20 protein-coding genes are annotated in these 20,559 nt (G+C 71.3%); 5 read left to right on the top strand and 15 right to left on the bottom strand.

What is annotated here, in order from left to right:
- Position 1 precedes the first annotated feature (1 nt).
- Both LXN57_RS16610 and LXN57_RS16605 read left to right on the top strand, forming a co-directional pair.
- Positions 2-1,006: a GNAT family N-acetyltransferase gene (locus tag LXN57_RS16610; protein ID WP_251799065.1), complete on the top strand. Its 1,005-nt coding sequence runs from the start codon at positions 2-4 to the stop codon at positions 1,004-1,006.
- Between the two features lie 93 nt (positions 1,007-1,099).
- Positions 1,100-1,303 carry a hypothetical protein gene (locus LXN57_RS16605; RefSeq protein WP_251799064.1) on the top strand — a complete coding sequence of 68 codons (204 nt, stop codon included), beginning with the start codon at positions 1,100-1,102 and terminating at the stop codon, positions 1,301-1,303.
- 89 nt (positions 1,304-1,392) lie between these two features.
- Here LXN57_RS16605 and LXN57_RS16600 read toward each other — a convergent pair whose 3' ends face one another.
- The 5 genes from LXN57_RS16600 to LXN57_RS16580 all read right to left on the bottom strand — a co-directional run bounded on the left by LXN57_RS16600 (position 1,393) and on the right by LXN57_RS16580 (position 7,168).
- Positions 1,393-1,959, bottom strand: coding sequence for a GNAT family N-acetyltransferase (locus LXN57_RS16600; protein ID WP_251799063.1), 567 nt, complete (start codon positions 1,957-1,959; stop codon positions 1,393-1,395).
- A gap of 160 nt (positions 1,960-2,119) precedes the next feature.
- Complete coding sequence (locus LXN57_RS16595; RefSeq protein WP_251799062.1) at positions 2,120-3,043, bottom strand: PLP-dependent aminotransferase family protein; 924 nt, start codon at positions 3,041-3,043, stop codon at positions 2,120-2,122.
- A gap of 277 nt (positions 3,044-3,320) precedes the next feature.
- Complete coding sequence (locus LXN57_RS16590) at positions 3,321-4,019, bottom strand: sugar transferase (RefSeq protein ID WP_251799061.1); 699 nt, start codon at positions 4,017-4,019, stop codon at positions 3,321-3,323.
- On the bottom strand, positions 4,016-5,269 hold the full coding sequence (locus tag LXN57_RS16585; RefSeq protein ID WP_251799060.1) for a nucleotide sugar dehydrogenase: 1,254 nt from the start codon (positions 5,267-5,269) through the stop codon (positions 4,016-4,018). Before LXN57_RS16585 ends, LXN57_RS16590 begins: the two co-directional genes overlap by 4 nt.
- A 9-nt stretch (positions 5,270-5,278) precedes the next feature.
- On the bottom strand, positions 5,279-7,168 hold the full coding sequence (locus LXN57_RS16580) for a nucleoside-diphosphate sugar epimerase/dehydratase (RefSeq protein WP_251799059.1): 1,890 nt from the start codon (positions 7,166-7,168) through the stop codon (positions 5,279-5,281).
- A 341-nt stretch (positions 7,169-7,509) separates the two neighbouring features.
- Between LXN57_RS16580 and LXN57_RS16575 the strand changes: the two genes are divergently transcribed.
- Entirely contained in the window at positions 7,510-8,580 is a 1,071-nt protein-coding gene (locus LXN57_RS16575; protein ID WP_251799058.1) for a glycosyltransferase, read from the top strand.
- Positions 8,581-8,599: 19 nt separating this feature from the next.
- Here the strand turns inward: LXN57_RS16575 and LXN57_RS16570 are convergent, their stop codons facing one another.
- Positions 8,600-9,139 carry a VanZ family protein gene (locus tag LXN57_RS16570; RefSeq protein WP_251799057.1) on the bottom strand — a complete coding sequence of 180 codons (540 nt, stop codon included), beginning with the start codon at positions 9,137-9,139 and terminating at the stop codon, positions 8,600-8,602.
- Positions 9,140-9,177: 38 nt separating this feature from the next.
- Positions 9,178-9,783, bottom strand: a complete 606-nt coding sequence (locus LXN57_RS16565) for a response regulator transcription factor (RefSeq protein ID WP_251799056.1) — start codon at positions 9,781-9,783, stop codon at positions 9,178-9,180.
- A gap of 359 nt (positions 9,784-10,142) precedes the next feature.
- Here LXN57_RS16565 and LXN57_RS16560 point away from each other — a divergent pair, with 359 nt between their 5' ends.
- Together LXN57_RS16560 and LXN57_RS16555 are read left to right on the top strand one after the other, a co-directional pair.
- Positions 10,143-10,652 carry a SigE family RNA polymerase sigma factor gene (locus LXN57_RS16560; protein WP_251799055.1) on the top strand — a complete coding sequence of 170 codons (510 nt, stop codon included), beginning with the start codon at positions 10,143-10,145 and terminating at the stop codon, positions 10,650-10,652.
- The gene (locus LXN57_RS16555) at positions 10,649-12,040 is read left to right on the top strand and encodes a hypothetical protein (RefSeq protein ID WP_251799054.1); all 1,392 of its coding nucleotides are present in this window, start codon (positions 10,649-10,651) and stop codon (positions 12,038-12,040) included. The genes LXN57_RS16560 and LXN57_RS16555 overlap by 4 nt, the downstream gene beginning before the upstream one ends.
- Before the next feature lie 100 nt (positions 12,041-12,140).
- Here the strand turns inward: LXN57_RS16555 and argH are convergent, their stop codons facing one another.
- The 8 genes from argH to argC are packed head-to-tail and all read right to left on the bottom strand — an operon-like array spanning position 12,141 to position 20,409.
- On the bottom strand, positions 12,141-13,562 hold the full coding sequence (gene argH, locus LXN57_RS16550; RefSeq protein WP_251799053.1) for an argininosuccinate lyase: 1,422 nt from the start codon (positions 13,560-13,562) through the stop codon (positions 12,141-12,143).
- 6 nt (positions 13,563-13,568) lie between these two features.
- The gene (locus LXN57_RS16545) at positions 13,569-14,771 is read right to left on the bottom strand and encodes an argininosuccinate synthase (protein ID WP_251799052.1); all 1,203 of its coding nucleotides are present in this window, start codon (positions 14,769-14,771) and stop codon (positions 13,569-13,571) included.
- A 12-nt stretch (positions 14,772-14,783) separates the two neighbouring features.
- Positions 14,784-15,293, bottom strand: coding sequence for an arginine repressor (locus LXN57_RS16540; protein WP_251799051.1), 510 nt, complete (start codon positions 15,291-15,293; stop codon positions 14,784-14,786).
- Complete coding sequence (argF, locus tag LXN57_RS16535) at positions 15,290-16,219, bottom strand: ornithine carbamoyltransferase (RefSeq protein WP_251799050.1); 930 nt, start codon at positions 16,217-16,219, stop codon at positions 15,290-15,292. The genes LXN57_RS16540 and argF overlap by 4 nt, the downstream gene beginning before the upstream one ends.
- A complete protein-coding gene (locus LXN57_RS16530) occupies positions 16,216-17,370 on the bottom strand; it encodes an acetylornithine transaminase (RefSeq protein WP_251799049.1) in 1,155 nt (384 codons plus the stop codon). Before LXN57_RS16530 ends, argF begins: the two co-directional genes overlap by 4 nt.
- Positions 17,367-18,236 carry an acetylglutamate kinase gene (gene argB, locus LXN57_RS16525; protein WP_251799048.1) on the bottom strand — a complete coding sequence of 290 codons (870 nt, stop codon included), beginning with the start codon at positions 18,234-18,236 and terminating at the stop codon, positions 17,367-17,369. Before argB ends, LXN57_RS16530 begins: the two co-directional genes overlap by 4 nt.
- Positions 18,233-19,405, bottom strand: coding sequence for a bifunctional glutamate N-acetyltransferase/amino-acid acetyltransferase ArgJ (gene argJ, locus LXN57_RS16520; protein ID WP_251799047.1), 1,173 nt, complete (start codon positions 19,403-19,405; stop codon positions 18,233-18,235). Before argJ ends, argB begins: the two co-directional genes overlap by 4 nt.
- The gene (gene argC / locus LXN57_RS16515; protein WP_251799046.1) at positions 19,402-20,409 is read right to left on the bottom strand and encodes an N-acetyl-gamma-glutamyl-phosphate reductase; all 1,008 of its coding nucleotides are present in this window, start codon (positions 20,407-20,409) and stop codon (positions 19,402-19,404) included. The genes argJ and argC overlap by 4 nt, the downstream gene beginning before the upstream one ends.
- Between the last annotated feature and the right edge of the window lie 150 nt (positions 20,410-20,559).

Below are 20,559 nucleotides of genomic sequence, written 5' to 3'. Positions count from 1 at the left end.
TATGGCCGATGCCGCACTGCTGTCACCCCAGGACCCGGCATGGACGGAGGCGCTGAGCCGGGTCCGGCACGACATCTACCACGTTCCCGATTACGTGCGGCTCGACGCCGGTCTGACCGGCGGCACTCCGGTGGCTTTCCGATACTCCGAGGCGGGACGCGTCCTGCTGGTCCCCCTGCTGCTGAGGTCGGTTCCCGACACCGACCTGCAGGACGCGACCTCCCCGTACGGATATCCCGGCCCCGTCGGCAGCAACGACGCTGCCTTCTGGTCACGCGCGGCCGGCGCGATGACCGAGCTGCTCTGCACGCAGGGAATCGTGACCGTCTTCGCCCGCCTGCACCCGCTGCTGCCCCTGTTCCCGTCCTCCCTGGAGACGGCGGGAACGCTGGTCAATCACGGTGACACGGTGTCGATCGACCTGACGCTCAGCCTGGACGAGATCTGGTCGCAGACCCACCGCAGCCACCGCAACCAGATCAACAAGGCCAAGCGGGCCGGCGTGGAAGTCGTGTTCGACGACTGGTCGCTGTTCGGCGCGTGGATCGAGACCTACCACGCCACGATGCACCGCGTCAGCGCGTCCGAATTCTACTTCTTCAGCCCCGCGTTCTTCGACCGGTTGCGCACCGCCCTGCGCGACCATGTCCACCTCGCGGTCGCAGTGCTCGACGGCCGGGTGCTCGGCGGCAACCTCTTCTTCGAGTACGACGGCATGATGCACACCCATCTGCAGTCCACCGCCGACGCCCCCGTCCACTACGCCGACAAACTGCTCTACCACGAGGTACGAACATGGGGCCGCGCCCGCGGCAACACGGTCTACCACCTGGGCGGCGGCGTCGGCGGCGCGGCCGATTCCCTCTTCCGCTACAAGTCCCAGTTCGCCGCCGGCCGCCAGCCCTTCCACACGTGGCGCGTCATCGCCGACCCGCGGGCGTACGAAAAGCTGGCCGGCACCCCCACCCCCGATGCCCTCACCGGCCGATTCCCTCCCTACCGCTGATCCCCCCGCATCGCCGCTGACCCAGCGGTTCCCATCGCCCGCCGGCTCCGCCCCGAGCCGGCGGGCGCTCCCGCCCTCTGATGGCATGGGGACATGACTCAGCCCGCTTACATCGTCCTTCGCGAGACAGCCGACAACACCTGGCAACTGGTCGCCGAGGTCCCCCGACAGCCCGGCCTGCCGGCCCGCCGCGGCCGAGCCAAGGCCATCGAAGAGGCCCTCGGCCACCCACGCCCCGAGAACATCCGCTTCGCGGTCCTCGCCCGCAGCGAATGGCGCCTGGCCCTCGACTCATGAAGGCGCCGGTCGCCGGGCGGCTCGCCTTGGCGGTCGGGAGTCGCGTTCTGCCTTGGCGTTATTACCACGGTCTCTACGACACCTGATCGTCAGCGGGCGGCGCGCTCGTACTCCTCGCGCAGGATGCCCATCAGGATCTCGTCGTGGAAGGCCGAGCGGTGGTACGCGGCGGCGCGGCGGCGGCCCTCCTGGGTGAAGCCGGCCTTCTCGTAGACGTGGACGGCCCGGTCGTTGAACGCCCAGACCTGCAGCTCGACCTTGTTGGCGGCGAGTTCTTCGAACGCGTAGCGCACGGCCAGCCGGACAGCATCGGTGCCGTAGCCGCGGCCGGTGTGCGGCGAGCCGATGATGACGGCCAGCGTGGCGATCCTGGTTCGCGGCTTGAGGCCCCACAGGGTGAGGTGGCCGACCAGCTCGCCCTCGTGCGCCTCGATGCTGAAGCCCACGCCGTTCTCGTCCTTGTTGGCGCTCCAGGTGCGGAACATCTCCTCGAGGCCGCCGACCGGGCCCGGCACCAAACGGTTTTGCTGCAGCACCATGGTCTCGGGCTCGTTCCACCACCGCGCCAGCTGCGACAGGTCGTCGTCCCGCAGCGCGCGCAACCGTACGTGCCGGCCGTTGAACAAAGACGTGGCGTAGCCGTCCAGATCGGACATCGAGGGCCCCTTTCCGTCGCTCGGTCCGATCTTCACACGGACGGCCCCGACGTTCTCAGACGGTCCCGGCGCTCACTCAGACGGCCGCAGCGCTCAGTCAAACGGCCGCAGCGCTCACTCAGACAGCCCCGGCGCTCACTCAGACGGCCGCAACGCTCACTCAGACGACCGCGACGCCCTCTCGGATGGCCGCGGCCAGGCGGTGCAGGTCGGCCGGGCCGCAGCGGTGGTCCACCGGCAGCGTCAGGATGCGGGCGGCCAGGTCGGCGGCCTCGTCGTCGCCGCTCCAGAATCCGTCGCGGTCCTGCCGCCAGTGCACGGGCGCGAAAATGCCACTGGCCGCCAGGTGGCCCAGCAAGGTGTCCCGCGAGGCCTCGGTGTGGCTGACCAGTTGAACGCGGAACGGCGCACCGCCGGTCGGGGGTGCGCAAGCCTGAAGGCAGAGGAGGGTTTCCAGGGCTTGGGCGTTGTGGGTGGCCGTCGCGCGGATGCCCGGGATGTCGAGCAGCGGCAAGACGGTGGTGGTGAAGGGGCTGGGTGGGGCGTCGCTGCCCAGCAGCGCCTGCTCGCCCTGCTGCTGGAGGGCGCGGAACGTGTCCTTGGGGATCGGGCGGCCGTCCCGCCACGCGGCCTTCAGCAGCATGGCGGTCAGCTTCAGGTGGCTGCCCTCGTTCGCGGGGCCGCTGGGGGGCGGAACTTCGAGGCCGCGGGGCGACCAAAGCACGGCGCCGTCGGGGACGGGCAGCGTCTTTCGGAGCGAGGCCACGGCGTACGGCGCTGTGCTGTGCCTCGCCCACGGGCCGAAGGGGTCGTGGGAATGGTCCTCGAACACCGTCACGTCCGGGTGGGCGCCGATCCACTCGTGCCAGGCGGTGCCGTCCTCGCGTCCGAACAGGTTCTGGGCCAGCACAACGTCGCCGGGATCGGCGCGCAACGTCTCCCAGCGCGGCCCGCGGCCGTCGGGCAGGTGGCGGTACCAGGTCAGCGGCATGTCCTTGCCCAGTGCCTCGGCCACCCCCATGCAGAAGTACGACGGCACGTGCAGCCGGCCGGGCCGAGCCAGCCGGCGCAGCAGCGCGCTCATCGCCCCGCAGCCGGTCGCGAACAACTCGTGCCCGGCCGCGAACAACTCGTGCCCGGCCGTGAACCGCCCGCCCGGAAGCTGGCCACCCCGCTCCCCGTCGCGCAGGAGGGCCGGGTCCCAGTGAAATTCCGAGCCGATCTCAGAGGGAACGAGAGAGCCGCCCTCGGCGGGAACGGGAGAACCAGTCTGGGCGGGAACGGGAAAACCGGTCTCGGTGGGAACAGGAGAACCAGGCTCCGTCCGAATGGGAGAGCGCTGGGGCCGCGAAGAGCCGGCCTCAGGCCGCACGCTGCGCGTCCTGCGGCTGCTCGGCTTCGCGCGGTGCGGGAATGCCCAGTCGTACGGACGGCGCGTCGCCCGTACGGGCCCGGTCGATGTTGAGGGTGTCGACGTGCACGGGTGGCTCGCCGCGGCGCAGGTCGGCGAAGGTGCGCCAGATGATGCGCAGATCGAGGGCGGGCGACCAGTTGTCGACGTACCACCGGTCGAGGATGAACCGTTGCGGCCAGTCGATGTCGTCGCGGCCGTTGACCTGGGCCCAGCCGGTGATGCCGGGCTTCACCTCGAGGCGCCGGGCGTCCAGCGGCGAGTAGTTCGCCACCTGCGGCAGCACGTCGGGGCGGGGGCCGACCAGCAGCATCCGGCCGGTCAGCACGTTGAGCAGCTGGGGCAGTTCGTCGAGGGAGGTGCGGCGCAGGAACCGGCCGCACCGGGTGATGCGCGGGTCGTTCTCGACCAGGCCGAACGGGTCGTCGATGCCCAGCTTGGCGCTCATCGCCACCGAGTCGTGCACCATCGAGCGGAACTTGAGCATGCGGAACGGCCGCCCCCGCAGGCCGGCCCGGTCCTGCGCGAACAGGACGCCGGGGCCGTCGGCGATCCTGATCCAGAGCGCGATGCCCAGGATCACCGGCGACAACAGGATCAGGGCGACGGCGGCGGCCAGCTGATTCGAGAAATCCCAGAGAAGCTTCACATCGTCTCCACGTTCGGTCCGGTGAGGCGGTGGCGGGTGTCCAGCACGTAGGCGGCGTCCTCGACGAAGCCGAGGTCGAACAGGTCGTGGTCGGCGAGCAGCACGACGGCGTCAGCTTCGGCGACCTGCTCGGCCGTGAGGGCGACCCGCGTGACGCGGCGGTCGACCTGCGCGTCCTCGACCACGTGGGGATCGGCGGCCCGGACGTCGGCGCCCATGTCGAGCAGCAGCGACGCGACCCGGCGGGCCGGCGACTCACGGGCGTCGCCGCTGTTCTTCTTGTAGGCCAGGCCGAGCAGCAGGATCGTTGAGCCGTTGACCGGCTTGCGCCGCTCGTTCAGGGCCGCCACCAAACGCCGTACGACGTAGTCGGGCATGTGGTTGTTGATGTCGTTGGCCAGCTCGACGAAGCGGAAGCTCTGCCCGAGCGTGCGCTGCACCCGCCACGACAGGTAGGACGGATCGATCGGCAGGCAGTGGCCGCCCACCCCGGGCCCGGGCACGAAGCGCAGGTAGCCGAACGGCTTGGAGGACGCGGCGTCGATCGCCTCCCATACGTCGATGCCGAGGGCGTGCGCGAACACCGCCAGTTCGTTGACGAGCGCGATGTTCACGTGCCGGAACGTGTTCTCGAGCAGCTTGGCCAGCTCGGCCACGGCGGGATCGGAGACCGGCACGGTCTTGTCGACGACCGAGGCGTAGAACGCGTCGATTCGTTCCAGCGAGGCCGGGTTGATGCCGGAGACCACCTTGGGCGTGGTCGCCAGCGACCACTCCCGGTTGCCGGGGTCGATGCGCTCGGGGCTGTAACCCAGATAGAAGTCGGCCCCCGCGATCAGGCCGGAGCCCTCCTCGAGCAGCGGGGCCACCAGGTCGGTCGTGGTGCCCGGGTAGGTGGTCGACTCGAGGGCCACGGTCGCGCCGGGCCGCAGGTAGCGGGCGAGCGTACGGGCCGACTCCTCGATGTACTTGAGGTCGGGCGTGCCCTCGCGCAGCGGCGTCGGCACCGCGATGACCGCGACGTCGAACCCGGCGCACGACCGCGGGTCGGACGAGGGCTGGAACGTGCCCGCGTCGAGCAGCTCGCGCAGCTCGGCCGAGGCGACGTCGTCCACGTAGGACTCGCCCGCGGCGAGTCGCTTGATCCGATCGTCGTCGACGTCGAAGCCGACGACGCTGTGCCCGACCTGGGCCGCGCGGACGGCCAGCGGCAGCCCCACGTATCCCTGACCGACGATGACAACCCGCATGACGGCTCCTCAGCTGGCTTTCAAGAACTGACGGGCGACGGACAGCGCCGGGCTCTCGGCGAGCCAGCGCATGACAGCGATCAGCTCTTGCCGTTGCGCCGTCGGGATGAGCAGGGAGAGCGCGGCCCCGTCGAGGGGCGGCACGTACACCTGCGAGATGAGCGGATGGTTCGGGCGGCGGTCGGGCTCGTGGGCGCCGAACAGGCTCTCGTGCATCTTCTCGCCGGGCCGGAGTCCGGTGTAGACGATCGGGATGTGCCGGTCGGCCGCCTCGGCCAGGCGGCGGGCCACGTCGGCGATGCGCACCGGCTCCCCCATGTCGAGCACCAGCACCTCGCCCGCGCTGTCGAGGGCGCCGGCCTGCACGACCAGGCGGACCGCCTCCTGCACGGTCATGAAGTAGCGCGAGACCTCGGGGTCGGTGACGGTGATCGGGCCGCCCGACTCGACCTGGGCGGCGAACGCGGTGAGCACCGAGCCCCGGCTGCCCAGCACGTTGCCGAAGCGGACCGAGCAGAACGTGCCGTCGCCGGCCTCGTCGGCCGCGGCGGTCAGCCGTTCGGTGATGCGCTTGGAGTAGCCGAGCACGCTGCCCGGATCGGCGGCCTTGTCGGTCGAGATGTTCACGAGCCGCTCGACGCCGTGCCGCAGCGCGGTCTGCAGGATCTGGTAGGTGCCGATGATGTTGGTCTTGAGCGCCTCGGACGGGTGCATCTCGAGCAGCGGCAGGTGTTTGAGGGCGGCCGCGTGAAACACCACCTGGGGGCGGTGCTCGGCGAAGACCTCGTCGAGCCGCTGCTGGTCGCGGATGTCGGCGACGACCAGGTTGCGGTCGTCGAGCAGGCCGCGGCCGTCCATCGAGAGCTGGACGGCGTGCAGGCCGGACTCGTCGCGGTCGAGCATGACCAGGGCGGCCGGGTCGAAGCGGCTCAGCTGGCGGCACAACTCCGAGCCGATCGACCCACCCGCCCCGGTGACCAGGACCCGGCGGCCCGTCAGATAGCCGGCGATCGCGGCCAGGTCGATGCCGATCTCGCGCCGGCCCAGCAGGTCGGCGTGGCTGACCGGGCGGATGTCGCCGACGCTGACCGTGCGGCCGAACAACTCGACCACCGGCGGCACGACCTTGACCTCGACGCCGGCCGCGCCGGCCCGGTCGGTCAGCTCGCGCACCAGGTCGGCGCCGGCGCTGGGGATCGCGATGAGCACGACGTCGGCCTCGAAGCGGCGCACCACGTCGGCCAGCGCGCGGCGGGTGCCGGCCACCGGCACACCCATGATCTGCAACGTGCGCTTGGCCGGGTCGTCGTCGAGCAGGGCGACCGGGACGTACGGGCTGGCGGGATCGCGCAGCATCGCCCGGACGACCTGGGTGGCGCCCTCGCCGGCGCCCATCACGACGACGCGGCCGCCCTGGGCCGGTGAGGGCCGCAGGCGTTGGTCGCGGGTCAGCCGTACGGCATAACGCACGCCCGCAGCGAGCACGAGCGCGATGAGGCCGGCCGCGATGATGGCCGACCGCGGCACGAGGCGGCCGAGCAGTGTGTCGAGGAGAAACAGGGCCGGTGTGGTGACCGCCGCGGTTTTGGCCAGCGCCGCGATCTCCTCGAAGCAGCCGTACGCCCATCGCCCGGTGTAGAGGCCGAGGCGCAGCCCGACCGCCGTGTGGACGACGGCGCCGACCGCCGAGAGGACGAGCACCCCGCTCAGCGAGACCTCGGCCAGGTCACCGTCGTGGCGCAGCACCGCGGCGATCAGCAAGGCGAAGGCAAGGGCGAGAGCGTCGACGCCGGCCCGGGCGGAGCGGCCGAACAGGATCGTGTTGGTCAGTCCCACGCCCGGCCATCGGCCCCCCGCGTCTTCGGCCCCATCGGGCGGAGCCGCGCTCCTCAGCTGCATGCTTTCCTCCTTGCGCACGACATCCCGCATTTCCCGCTCGTGGCCGGGAAATGGGCGTCAGGAAAGTGGCGGAATATGATCCGAAGTGTTTCTTCGCCTGCGGCCTTGAGATTGCCAGGCACGGTGAAGTGAATACAGTAGCTATTGTCATGCGGCGTGTGAGGACTTCTCATGTTTCTCGTGACATGCGTCGTGAGCAGCTCAGTTACTCAGGACAGAACATGAGTTTGGCTCTTGTTACGCATGACATTTGCGCCTGTCGCGCGGTGAATAAGATCTGCGACTGTCCATTCCAGAGCGCGCAATCGTATTGCCGACAATGACACCACGGGAGTGGAAAAATGGCGCGGGTGCTGCATGTGATCAGCGCCCAGGCCGGCGACGGCGCCGAACACCAGCTGCGACTGCTGATCCGCCACCTGCCGCAGCAGAGCGAGGTGGTCACGTTGTCCCCGCCCGGGCCGGTGCTCGCCGCCATGCGGGCCGGCGGCACGGTCGTGCACCAACTCGTCAGCACCCACGACATCGACCTGACCGCGATCCGCCGGCTGCGGCGGATCGCGCTGCTCGGCCGCTTCGACGTCGTGCACACCCATCTGTTCCGGGCCGGCGTGCAGGGGCGGCTGGCGGCCTGGCTCGCCGGGGTCGCGCGCATCGTCGGCACGGAGTACCACCTCGACGACGGCCGGCGCGCCGGCGCGTTCTACCGGGCCGGCGAACGCCTCGGCCAGGTCACCATCGCGGTGTCCGCGGCCATCGCCGACCGGCTGCGCCGTCGTGGAGTGCCGGACGACCGCCTCGTCGTCGTGCCCAAGGGCCTCGACTCGGAGGAGTTCCGGTTCGACCCCGGACTGCGGGCGTCGGCCCGTGCCCGGCTGCGCATCGCCCCGGACACCCCGGTGATCGGCGGGCTCGGCCGGCTCGAACCCCGCCGCCGGTTCGACATGCTGATCCGGGCGGTGGGCGAGGTGCCGGGCGCGGTGCTGCTGCTCGTGGGCGACGGCTCGGCCCGGCACGCGCTGGAACGGCTCGCGGCCATCGAGGGCGTCGCCGACCGGGTGCACTTCGCCGGACCGGTGCGGCACGCCCGCGAGATGCTGTGCGCGATGGACGTCTTCGCTTCACCGGGCCGCGAGACGTTCGGGCTGGCCGTGCTCGAGGCGATCGCGGCCGGGTTGCCCGCGCTCTACGCCGCCTGCGTGCCGCTGGAGGGGGTGGCCGTCGACGGCGCCCGGCGGCTGACCGCCCACGACCCCGAGTCGTTGCCGCGGGGGCTGCGAGCCGAGGTGCTCTGCCTGGCCGAGCGGTCCGGGGGCCGGCTCGCGGCGCGGTCGGCGGGCGAGCGGTACGACGCCGGGCGGGTGGCGGCCGAGGTCGGCGCGCTCTACGACCGTACGGCCGGCTCTGTCTGACGCCGCACCCTCGGCGCGGCTATGAACGTACGGCTGGCTCGGCCTGACGCCGTCGCCTGGAGGCCTGTTGCAGGGCCAGCCAGCCCAGCCCGGCGCCGAGCGTGTTCGCGATCAGGTCGTTCGTGTCGGCCCAGCGGGCGCCGTTCAGGAAGAGGAGCATCAGCAACTGGGCCGTCTCGATGGTGAGGCTGATCAGGAAGCCGGTCAGCACCACCCGCTTGCCGTCCCGCACCCCGAACACGACGCGCAGCGCCGCGGCCAGGGGCAGCATCATGAGGATGTTGAGCACAAAATCGTCGACCCGCATGGTGACGTACGGGATCACCAGGATCCGGAACAACTCGGGCTCACCCGCGCCGGGACCCCAGGTCAGCCGGAGCGGCAACATGGTCGCGCCCAGCACGGCAACCGCGTACCAGCCCGCCAGCCACCACGAGACGAGCCGCCCCCGGGTCAGTTCGCCCCGGCGCCGCAACACGAGCGCCGCGACGATCATGAGCGCGACCCCGAGCGGAATCATGACCGGCAGCGCGGGTATCTCGACATGACCAGTTGGCACCGGACCAACACTACGTCCGGCCCCCCAGCGGGCGCTCCCTAACGAAGCCAGCCGTCCTTACGGGCGATCCGGATCGCGTCGAGCCGGTTGCGCGCGCCGGTCTTCGAGATGATCGCCGAGAGGTAGTTACGGACCGTGCCGCCGGAGAGGAAGAGCCGCTTGGCGATCTCTTTGACCGGCTCGCCCTCGGCCGCGAGCCCGAGCACCTCGAGTTCGCGCGTGGTCAGACCCTTGTCGGTGAGCAGGGAGGCGGTCTGCAACCGCGCCGAGACCACCCGTTCGCCGCCCGCGAGCCGCCGGACCGAGTCGGCCAGCAGCGCGGCCGACGCGTCCTGAGGCAGGAAGTTGAGCGGACCGGACCGGTGGCGGGGCGGCAGCATGCCCCGTTTTCTGGGATCGCAGAGCAGCAGCAGCGCGCACGACGGATTCGAGGAGCGCACGGCATTGGCTACCGGCAGCACCTGACTCACCATGTACTGCGTGTCGATCACGATCACGCCGGGCCACATCTCGGCCGCGACACGCGGCAGGTCGAGGCCGAACGGGAGCGTGCCGATGAAATGCATGTCGGGGTTCGACTCGAGCAGGGCACGAACGGGGACGCCGAAGTATCCCTCGTCTCTGGCCACCGCAACACGGATCACCACATCACCTCGCCGATGGACGCCAGCACCCGTGCCCGGATCGGTGGATCCGGCAGGCACCCCGGAAAGCTCTTTCCCTGTGTACCCCTGCGTGTCTATTCGGAGCATCCACGACTTCGGATGGGTCGCGGCCGCGAAAATCTTGGAGAAATGTCGAACCAGCCAGGTCATCGCCCGTCTGCGCCACGGGGTATCCGAGCCCCGGCGCCTCCCCACCGTAACGTCTTCGTCACATAACGGATACCTGCCTGTCCGATCAAACGACCTAAGTGAAGCCCTTTTCCTGAGCGGGACTCCATCGACAGCCGCCCTCTATAGAGGACTCAACCTTTTCGGTCCCGGGAGGCGTTGAGCGCAGCATGTCATCACACTCACCGGCGGACGACGGCTTCCGCGCCTTCGTCGAGCAGCAGTGGGGGCCGCTCGTGCGGGTCGCCTACCTGCTGACCGGCGACCGCGGCTACGCCGAGGACCTGGTCCAGGCCGCTCTGGAGAAGACCCATCGCAAATGGGCCCGCGTCTCGCGGATGGAGGCGCCGGTCGCCTACGTGCGCAAGGCGATGGTGAACACCGCGACCTCGTGGCGTCGCCGCCGGCGGGTCAGTGAGGTGCCGCTGCTGGTCACCGACTCCCCCGCGGCCGACGCGTACGGGTCGGTCGAACAGCGGCAGCAGGTGGTGGCCGCGCTGCGGACCCTGCCGCCACGGATGCGCGCGGTGCTGGTGCTGCGCTACTTCGCCGACCTCGGCGAGGCGGAGGTCGCCGACCTGCTGGGCTGCTCGGTCGGCACTATCAAGAGCCAGGCCTCGCGGGGGCTCGACCGGCTGCGTACGCACCTCAACCCCGTACCGGAAAGGACGCGAGCATGAACGTGAACACCGAATCCGTGCTGAAAGACGCGCTCGCCGCCGAAGCGGACATGGTGGACGTGCCGGAGGATCCGTGGGCGGGCTTCGAACGGCGCGAACGCACCCACAAGCGCCGGCGGCGAACCGCCATCGCCGGTGTGGTGGTCGCACTGGCCGCAGCGGGCGGCGTGCAGGCCGGCGTGGTGCCCCTGCCCGGCTGGGTGCCCGCCATCCAGGTCGCCGGCTTCAACGCGGTGCTCGGCGACGGGCCGGTCCGCGGATCGCTCGCCGGCGACAAAACGTTCCTCGATGGCCTCCGGCGGGAGATCAAGGACATTGAGGGCCCGGGCGAGACGTGGCGCGTGGCCGACCGCCAGGCGATCAGGTTCGTGTACGCGGCCGACGTTGGCGACGAGCGGCTCGTGCTGGCGCTCGTGCCGCTGCGGTTCGGCTTCCTCGAGGACAGGGCGCTGGTCTGGTATGTCGGCGAGGCGGGCGCGCCGGCCACGGAACTGCTGGAGAGCGGCCGGGTCGACGGCGGCGAGCCCGTGGTGACCTACAGCCAGACGAGGTCGGACGGGCCGGGCATTCTGGTCGTGGTCGGTCCCGTCGGATCCACCGTCTCGGTGAGCCAGGGCTTCCGCTACACGCCCGAGGGCACCGTCGAGCACGGTCCGGCCCAGCAGCAACCGGCCGACACCGGGCTGGCCGAGATGACCCTGCCCCCGGCGCCCACACCGCCCGAGACCAAGGCCACCGTCACCCTGGGACCGGACGTGATCTACGAGGGCGGAGTCGGCGGCGGTTGGGCGGGCAACGCCTACGACCCGCACGAGGTGAGCGAGGCGATGGTCACGGCGGCCCTCGGCGACCGTACGTTCGACCGGGCCACGCTGCAGAGCTGGATCACCGGCGCGATCCGGGACGCCCGGGTCACGGCAGCCGGCACGGCAATCACCCTCCGCTGGACGGGAACGGTCAACCAGCAGCCGGCGGCGCTCCTGACGATCCAGCCGAAGGGCGGCGGAGTGCTGGCCTACGCGTACCACGGCGCCGCCGACTCGTACCGCCAGGACCTGCGGCTGCTGCTGCCGGTGAAGGGGGCGGCCGAGCGGCCGATCGCCTGGCGGCTGCGGGCCGACGGCAAGGACGACCGGACGGACCAGGTGGTCGTCACCGCGCCGTCCGGAGCGCACAAGGTGACCCTGGAGATCGGCGGAGCGGCACCGGCGCCGGTCACACTCGACGCGACCGGCGCCGCCGTCGTCGCGGTTCCGCCCTTCGCCGCGGCGCAGGTCACGGCGTACGGGAAGAATGGGGTCGTACTGGGAACGACGCCCGTGCCGCCGTTCGAGACGTCCAGCGGCGGCCTGCCGGGCGACACCCCCCTGACCCGGGTCGTGGGCTAGCGCTCGGGTGCACCATCCGCTTCGGACCGTGAAGAGAGCGCGGCCCTCGCCTTCCGGCGCCGGGCCGCGCTCACGACCTCGTCATCGACGAACCCGGCGGTTAGCGGGGCACGACCTTTTCGACCGCCCACTGGCGCCAGTTGTCGAGGCGGTGCTGCACCTGCGCCAGCTGGTCGGCGACCGGGCCGGGGCCGGTGGAGCCGGGGGTGGTGCGGGAGGCCAGGGCCGACTCGACTGTGAGCACCTGGCGCACCGACGGGTCGAGGTGCTCGCTGACCGTCTTGAGGTCGTCGTCGGTCAGGTCTTCCAGCTCGCACTCGCGCACCGAGCACAGCGCCACCAGCTTGCCGGTGATCTCGTGCGCCTCACGGAACGGGACGTTCCTGCGGACCAGCCAGTCGGCGACCTCGGTGGCCAGCGAGAAGCCGACCGGCGCGGACGCGGCGAGCCGGTCGACCCGGACGGTCATGGTCGAGACCATGCCGGCCAGCGCGGGCAGCAGGAGTTCGAGGGTCTCGATCGCGTCGAAGACCGGCTCCTTGTCCTCCTGCATGTCGCGGTCGTAGGTGAGCGGCAGGCCCTTGAGCATGGTCAGCACCGTGACCAGCCCGCCGATCAGCCGGCCGCTCTTGCCCCGGGCCAGCTCGGCGATGTCCGCGTTCTTCTTCTGCGGCATGATCGACGAACCGGTGGCGAACGCGTCGTCGAGCTCGACCCAGCCGAACTCGGTCGACGTCCAGAGCACCACCTCTTCGCCCAGACGCGAGAGGTGCACGCCGATCAGCGCGGTGATGAACAGGAACTCGGCCACGAAGTCGCGGTCGGCCACGGCGTCCATCGAGTTGGGCGCGGGCGCGGTGAAGCCCAGCTCCTTCGCGACGGCGGCCGGGTCGAGCGGCAGCGACGAGCCGGCCAGCGCACCGCTGCCGAGCGGCGAGACGGCCGTACGGACGTCCCAGTCCCGCATCCGGTCGAGGTCGCGCAGCAGCGGCTGCACGTGGGCGAGCAGCCAGTGCCCGAACGCGACCGGCTGCGCGTGCTGCAGGTGGGTCATGCCGGGTGCGGGCGTGTCGACGTTGCGGGCCGCCTGCTCGGTGAGCGCGTCGGCCAGCTCGACCAGCGCCACGGCCACCCCGCGGGCGTGGTCGCGCAGATAGAGCCGCAGGTCGGTGGCGACCTGGTCGTTGCGCGAGCGACCGGCGCGCAGCTTGCCGCCGAGGGCGCCGAGGCGTTCGAGCAGACCGCGTTCGAGGGCGGTGTGCACGTCCTCGTCGTCTATGGTCGGCCGGAACTCGCCGGACGCGCAGGCCGCCTCGAGGTCGTCCAGGGCGGCCAGCATCTGGCCCAGTTCGTCGGGGTCGAGCAGCCCGGCTGCCGCGAGCACCCGGGCGTGGGCCCGCGAGCCGGCGATGTCGTAGGGGGCGAGGCGCCAGTCGAACTGGACGCTCACCGAAAGACGGGCCAGGGCGTCGGCCGGGCCGCCGGAGAACCGGCCACCCCACAAAGAAGTCTTGTCACTCATCGGGGCTCAGTCTGCCAGGCGCGCGTCACGGGCCGACGCCATGCGCGACGGCAAGCCCCAGAGCTGCACGAAACCCTTGGCCAGGGACTGGTCGAACGTGTCGCCGGTGTCGTACGTGGCCAGGCCGAAGTCGTACAGGCTGGCCTCGGAACGCCGGCCGGTGACCGTGGCCCGGCCCCCGTGCAGGGTGAGGCGCACCTCGCCCGACACGTGCGTCTGACTGTCGTCGATGAACGCGTCCAGTGACTGCTTCAGCGGCGAGAACCAGAGCCCGTCGTACACCAGCTCACCCCAGCGCTGGTCGACCGAGCGCTTGAAGCGGGCCAGGTCGCGCTCGACGGTCACGTTCTCGAGTTCCTGGTGGGCCGCGATCAGCGCGATCGCGCCCGGCGCCTCGTAGACCTCGCGGCTCTTGATGCCGACCAGACGGTCCTCCACCATGTCGAGGCGACCGACACCCTGCGCGCCGGCCCGGCGGTTCAGCTCGGTGATCGCCTGGAACGGGGTGACCGTCTCGCCGTCGAGGGCGACCGGGTTGCCCTGGTCGAAGGTGATGACCACCTCGTCGGGGTCGCGGGCGACGGCCGGGTCCTGGGTGTAGGAGTAGATGTCCTCGATCGGGGCGTTCCAGATGTCCTCGAGGAAGCCCGTCTCGACCGCGCGGCCCCACAGGTTCTGGTCGATCGAGTAGGGCGACTTGTGCGACACGTCGATCGGCAGGCCCTTCTCCTCGGCCAGCGCGATCGCCTTGTCGCGGGTCCAGGCGAAGTCGCGGGCCGGGGCGACCACCTTGAGGCCGGGGGCCAGCGCGCCGATGCCGACCTCGAAGCGCACCTGGTCGTTGCCCTTGCCGGTGCAGCCGTGCGAGACCACTGTGCCGCCGTGCTGCTCGGCCGCCTGGACCAGGTGCCGGACGATCAGCGGGCGGCTGAGCGCCGAGACCAGCGGGTAGCGGTCCATGTAGAGGGCGTTGGCGCGCAGGGCGGGCAGGCAGAAGTCGGCGGCGAACTCCTCGCGGGCGTCCACCACGATGCTCTCGGCGGCCCCGCAGTCGAGCGCGCGCTGCCGGATGACCTCCATGTTCTCGCCACCCTGGCCGACGTCGAGCGCGACCGCGATGACCTCACCGCCGACCTGGTCGGCGAGATAGGGAATGGCCACGGAGGTGTCGAGCCCCCCGGAATAGGCAAGAACGACCCGCTCGCTCACGGGAGGCTCCTCTCAGAAGTGTCGGTACTCGGCGTTCGGCTTGTCGGAGTTGTGGCCGGCCCAGTCGGCGAGCTTGGCCGCCAGCGCCTTGCCGCCGGTGGCGTCGCGGGAGACGACGAGGATCGTGTCGTCGCCGGCGATCGTGCCGACGACGTCGGTCAGGCCGGCCCGGTCGAGCGCGCTGGCCAGGAAGTGCGCGGCGCCCGGCGGTGTGCGCAGCACGGCGATGTTGGCGCTGAAGTCGACGCCGGTGAGCAGTTCACGCAGCAGTCGCAGCAGCCGGGCCGGGCCCTGCTCGGTCGTCTCGCGCAGGGGGCGCTTGCCGTCCTCGGGGATCAGGTAGGCGCCGCTGACCTTGACCGCGCCCAGCTCCTCCAGATCGCGCGAGAGGGTGGCCTGGGTGACCTGCACACCCTCGCCGGCCAGCAGGTCGGCCAGTTCGGTCTGCGAGCGGATCGCCTTGTCCCGGATCAGTTCCACGATCCGGGCGTGCCGCCCCGCACGGGTCACCGGCCCGGTCACTGCGAATTCACCCCCAGCAGCCAGGCCAGCAGCGCCTTCTGGGCGTGCAACCGATTCTCGGCCTGGTCGAAGACGGCACTGTGCGGGCCGTCCATGACGTCGTCGGTGATCTCTTCGCCGCGGTGCGCGGGCAGGCAGTGCAGCACGATCGCGTCGCTCGACGCCGTCGCCAGCAGCTTCTCGTTGACCTGGTAGGGCCAGAACGGGGTGCGCCGGTCGCGCCCGTCGTCCTCCTGGCCCATCGAGGTCCACGTGTCGGTGGCCAGCACGTCGACGCCGTCGGCGGCCTCGAACGGGTCGCGCAGCACCTCGACCGAGCCGCCCGTCCAGGCGGCGATCTCGGCGGCCCGCGACACCACCGCCGGCGCCGGGTCGAAGCCGGACGGGCCGGCCACCCGGACGTGCATGCCGGCGGTCGCGCCGGCCAGCAGGTAGGAGTGCGCCATGTTGTTGGCCGCGTCGCCCACGTAGGCCAGCTTCCGGCCCCGGGCCGAGCCGAGCCGCTCGCGGATCGTGAGCAGGTCGGCCAGCAGCTGGCAAGGGTGGAAGCCGTCGGTGAGCGCGTTGATCACGGGGACGTTGACGCCGGAGGCCAGCTCGGTCAGGCGCTCGTCGCCGGTCGTCCGGAAGACCATCGCGGCCACGTAGCGCGAGACCACCCGGCCGGCGTCGCTGAGCGACTCGCCCCGGCCGAAGTGGGTCGCGTGAGTGTCGACGATCATCGGCTGGCCGCCCAGCTCGGCGATGCCCGCCTCGAACGAAAGCCGGGTGCGCAGGCTGACCTTGTCGAAGAACACGGCGACCGACCGCGGGCCCTGGAGCGGCGTGTACTTGAACCGGTCGGCCTTCATCTCGGCCGCGAGCTCGATCACCTCGTTCTGCTCGTCGGGCGAAAGATCGTCGTCACGCAGGAAGTGGCGGGTCACAGCGCACCGCCCAGGGCCGCGATGAGGGCGTCGGCCTGCTCGGTGCTGATGATCAGCGGCGGGGCGAGGCGGATGACGTCGGGCTGCGGGGCGTTCACGAGGAAACCGGCCTCCTTGAGGGCGGCGGCGACGCGGGCCGACTCGGGCTCGTTGAGCACGATCCCCAGCAGCAGGCCGGCGCCGCGCACGTGCTTGATCAGTGGATGGTCGAGGCCCTCGATGCCTCGGCGCAGCTGCTCGCCGACCCGCTTGACGTGGTCGAGCAGGCCCTCGCCGGCGATCGTGCGGATCACCGCGAGGCCGGCCGCGCAGGAGACCGGGTTGCCGCCGAACGTGGTGCCGTGCGAGCCGGGGGTCAGCATCTCGGCGGCCCGGCCGAAGGCAACGCAGGCGCCGATGGGTAGGCCACCGCCGAGGCCCTTGGCCAGGGTGATGATGTCGGGCTCGACGCCCTCGCTCTGGTGGTGGAACCAGTGGCCGGTGCGGCCGATGCCGGTCTGCACCTCGTCGAGCACGAGCAGCGCACCCTTGGCCGTGCAGATCTCGCGGGCCCCGGCCAGGTAGCCGGCCGGCGGCACGACGACGCCGTTCTCGCCCTGGATCGGCTCGAGGATCACCATGGCGGTCTCGTCGGTGACCGCCGCCGCCAGGGCCGGCAGATCACCGAACGGGATGTGGGTCACCGCCCCCGGCAGCGGCCGGAAGGGGTCAGCCTTGGCCGGCTGGCCGGTCAGCGCGAGCGCGCCCATGGTGCGCCCGTGGAACGCGCCGTCGGTGGCCACGACGTGGGTGCGGCCGGTAAGGCGGGAGATCTTGAAGGCGGCCTCGTTGGCCTCGGCGCCCGAGTTGGTGAACACGACCCGCCCGGCCCGGCCGGCCAGCGCCAGCAGCAGTTCGGCCAGCGCGACCGGCGGCTCGGCCACGTAGAAGTTGGAGACGTGGCCCAGTTGCTGGATCTGCTGGGTGACGGCGGCGACCACGGCCGGGTGGGCGTGGCCGAGCGCGTTGACCGCGATGCCGCCCAGGAAGTCGACGTACTGCTTGCCGTCGTCGGCGGTCAGAACGGCGCCCTCACCGCGCACCAGGGCGGCCTGCGGGGTGCCGTAGTTGTTCATCCCGGCTTGGGACCACCGTTCGATGAGCGAGCTCATGAGGGGACCACCATCGTTCCGATTCCTTCCGGGGTGAAGACTTCGAGCAGGGTCGAGTGGGCGATGCGGCCGTCGATGACGTGGGCCGCGGGCACTCCGCCACGGACCGCGCGCAGGCAGGCCTCCATCTTGGGCGCCATGCCCGACTCGAGCCCGGGCAGCAGCTTGGCCAGCCCGTCGGCGTCGATCTCGGTGACCAGCGAGGACGTGTCGGGCCAGTCGGTGTAGAGGCCGGGGACGTCGGTGAGCACCACCAGCTTGTGCGCGCCCAGAGCCTCGGCCAGCGCGGCGGCCGCGGTGTCGGCGTTCACGTTGTGCACCACGCCGTCGACGTCGGGTGCGACGCTGGCGATGACCGGGATGCGGCCGGCCGCGATGAGATCGTCGACGGCCGACGTGTCGACCCGGTCGACGTCGCCGACCAGGCCGATGTCGACGGTCTCGCCGTCGACGACAGCGCCCCGGCGGACGGCGGTGAACAGGTGGGCGTCCTCGCCGGAGAGCCCGACGGCGAGCGGGCCGTGGCGGTTGATGAGCCCGACCAGCTCGCGGCCGACCTGACCGGTCAGCACCATGCGGACGACCTCCATCGCCTCGGGCGTGGTGACCCGCAGGCCGCCGCGGAACTCGCTCTCGATGCCGAAGCGGTCGAGCATGCGGCTGATCTGCGGGCCGCCGCCGTGCACGACCACCGGGCGGATGCCTGCGTAGCGCAGGAAGGCCATGTCGGCCGCGAACGCCTGCTGGAGCTCCGGCCTGATCATGGCGTTGCCGCCGTACTTGATGACGATCGTCGAGCCGTGGAAGCGCTCCAGCCAGGGCAGCGCCTCGATCAGCACCTCGGCCTTCTCGACCGGAGACGTCATGACGAGTACGCCGAGTTCTCGTGCACGTAGGCGTGGGACAGATCCGTGGTCCAGATCGTCGCCTCCATCTCGCCCTCGCGCAGGTTGACCGTGATCTTCACGTCGCGGCCGCCGAGGTCGACCTTGGAGCGGTCGTCGGCGGCCGCCCCGCCCTTGCAGATCCACACGTCGTTGATCGCCACGTCGACCCGGTCGGGCTCGAAGCGCGCCGCCGTCGTGCCCACCGCGGCCAGGATGCGGCCCCAGTTGGGGTCGTTGCCGAACAGGGCCGTCTTGACGAGGTTGTTGCGGGCGACCGTGCGGCCCACCTCGACCGCGTCGGCCTCGCTGGCCGCGCCCTTCACCTCGATGGCGATGTGTTTGGTGGCGCCCTCGGCGTCGGCGATGAGCTGCTGGGCCAGGTTGTGGCAGACCTCGGTGACGGCGGCGGTCAGCTCTTCGGGCGAGGGCTGCACGTCGGAGGCGCCGCTGGCCAGCAGCAGAACCGTGTCGTTGGTGGACATGCAGCCGTCGGCGTCGATCCGGTCGAAGGTGAGCCGGGTCGCCTCGCGCAGCGCGGCGTCGAGCACGTCGTTGCCCGCGCTCGCGTCGGTGGTGAGGACCACGAGCATCGTGGCCAGGGCCGGGGCCAGCATGCCGGCGCCCTTGGCGATGCCGCCGACCGACCAGCCGTCACCCTCGACGACCGCGTTCTTGGCCACGGTGTCGGTCGTCATGATCGCCTCGGCCGCCTTCGGGCCGCCGTCGGCCTTCAGCTCTTTCGCCGCGGCTGCCACGCCGGGCAGCAGCTTCTGCATCGGCAGCAGCTCGCCGATCAGACCGGTCGAGCAGACAGCCACGTCACCGGCCCCGATCAGCTGGGGCTTGGGACCGCCGCGAAGCACCGTCGCGGTGTGCTCGGCGGTGGCGTGGGTGTCGCGGAAGCCCTGCGTGCCGGTGCAGGCGTTGGCGCCGCCCGAGTTGAGCACGACCGCTCGCACGACGCCGCCCTTGAGCACCTGCTGACTCCAGAGCACGGGCGCCGCCTTGACGCGGTTGCCGGTGAAGACGCCGGCGGCGGTGAAGTCGGGGCCGTCGTTGACGACCAGGGCGACGTCGGGACTTCCGGAGGGCTTGAGGCCGGCGGCGACGCCGGAGGCCCGGAAGCCCTTGGGGTGGGTGACGGTCACGGTGCGACTCCGAATACGGACAGGCCCATCGTTTCGGGCAGGCCGGACATGAGGTTGGCGCACTGCACCGCCTGGCCGGCGGCGCCCTTGCCGAGGTTGTCGAGCGCGCTGACCACCACGATGCGACCGGAGTCGACGTCGACGGTGGCCTGCAGGTGGCAGGAGTTGGAGCCGGCGGTCGCGGCCGTGCGCGGCCACGAACCCTCGGGCAGGACGTGGACGAAGGGCTCGTCGGCGTACGCGGCGGCCAGAACCGCACGCGGGTCGCCCGTCGCCGAGGTGGCGAAACGCGCTGTGACCGTGGCGAGGATGCCGCGCGGCATGGGGGCGAGCACGGGCGTCATCGACAGCGACGTCGCGCCGCTCGCCTGCTTGATCTCGGGGACGTGCTGGTGGGCGCCGACCTTGTAGGGCGAGAGGTCGCCCATGATCTCGCTGGCCAGCAGATTCACCTTGGCCGAGCGGCCCGCGCCGGACGTGCCGGAGGACGCCACCACGACCACGTCGGCCGGGTCGGCGAGCCCGGAGGCGATGAGCGGGGCCAGCGCGAGTGTGATGGTGGCCGCATAACACCCTGTATTCGCCACCCGGTCGGAGGCGGCGATCAGCTCGCGCCGGCCGGGCAGCTCGGGGAGCCCGTAGGTCCACGTGCCGGCGTGCGCGCCGCCGTAGTACCGCTCCCACAGCGCGGCGTCCTGAAGCCGGAAGTCGGCGCCCAGGTCGACCACCTTGACCGACTCGGGCAGCTGGGCCGCGAGCGCCGCCGACTGCCCGTGCGGCAGGGCGAGAAACACCAGGTCGGCCTCGCTCAGGCCGGCCGCGTCGGTCGCGGTGAGCGTGAGGTCGAGGCCGGCCAGCTGGGGGTGCACGGCGGTGACGTGCGACCCGGCCTGTGAGTGTGCCGTGGCGGCCACGAGGTCGAACTCGGGATGCCCGGCGAGCAGGCGCAGCAACTCGCCCCCGGCATATCCACTTGCTCCGGCGACTGCGACCCGGATTCCCATACCAACCTCCGCATGACTATGCAGAGGACCGTATCAAGCCGCCCGCGACGGGGGCAACCAGGTTCACCCGCGAGTCGCCGGCCACATCGTGGCGGCCCACTGCGACGCGGCCGAGGGCTCGGTCCACAACGCCCTGCGCGAGCTGCGTGA

Source organism: Paractinoplanes hotanensis, assembly GCF_023717965.1.
In the GTDB taxonomy this organism is placed as follows: Bacteria; Actinomycetota; Actinomycetes; order Mycobacteriales; family Micromonosporaceae; genus Actinoplanes; species Actinoplanes polyasparticus.
The sequence above is the reverse complement of the archived record's forward strand: the minus strand, read 5'-3'. Positions and strand labels throughout refer to the sequence as shown.

What these genes read in the sequence shown, in the direction of transcription:
- LXN57_RS16610 (WP_251799065.1), top strand. Translation starts at nt 2, where the DNA reads ATGGCCGATGCCGCACTGCTGTCACCCCAGGACCCGGCATGGACGGAG.
- LXN57_RS16605 (WP_251799064.1), top strand. Translation starts at nt 1,100, where the DNA reads ATGACTCAGCCCGCTTACATCGTCCTTCGCGAGACAGCCGACAACACC.
- LXN57_RS16600 (WP_251799063.1), bottom strand. Translation starts at nt 1,959, where the DNA reads ATGTCCGATCTGGACGGCTACGCCACGTCTTTGTTCAACGGCCGGCAC.
- LXN57_RS16595 (WP_251799062.1), bottom strand. Translation starts at nt 3,043, where the DNA reads ATGAGCGCGCTGCTGCGCCGGCTGGCTCGGCCCGGCCGGCTGCACGTG.
- LXN57_RS16585 (WP_251799060.1), bottom strand. Translation starts at nt 5,269, where the DNA reads ATGCGGGTTGTCATCGTCGGTCAGGGATACGTGGGGCTGCCGCTGGCC.
- LXN57_RS16580 (WP_251799059.1), bottom strand. Translation starts at nt 7,168, where the DNA reads ATGCAGCTGAGGAGCGCGGCTCCGCCCGATGGGGCCGAAGACGCGGGG.
- LXN57_RS16575 (WP_251799058.1), top strand. Translation starts at nt 7,510, where the DNA reads ATGGCGCGGGTGCTGCATGTGATCAGCGCCCAGGCCGGCGACGGCGCC.
- LXN57_RS16560 (WP_251799055.1), top strand. Translation starts at nt 10,143, where the DNA reads ATGTCATCACACTCACCGGCGGACGACGGCTTCCGCGCCTTCGTCGAG.
- LXN57_RS16555 (WP_251799054.1), top strand. Translation starts at nt 10,649, where the DNA reads ATGAACGTGAACACCGAATCCGTGCTGAAAGACGCGCTCGCCGCCGAA.
- argH (WP_251799053.1), bottom strand. Translation starts at nt 13,562, where the DNA reads ATGAGTGACAAGACTTCTTTGTGGGGTGGCCGGTTCTCCGGCGGCCCG.
- LXN57_RS16530 (WP_251799049.1), bottom strand. Translation starts at nt 17,370, where the DNA reads ATGAGCTCGCTCATCGAACGGTGGTCCCAAGCCGGGATGAACAACTAC.
- argB (WP_251799048.1), bottom strand. Translation starts at nt 18,236, where the DNA reads ATGACGTCTCCGGTCGAGAAGGCCGAGGTGCTGATCGAGGCGCTGCCC.
- argC (WP_251799046.1), bottom strand. Translation starts at nt 20,409, where the DNA reads ATGGGAATCCGGGTCGCAGTCGCCGGAGCAAGTGGATATGCCGGGGGC.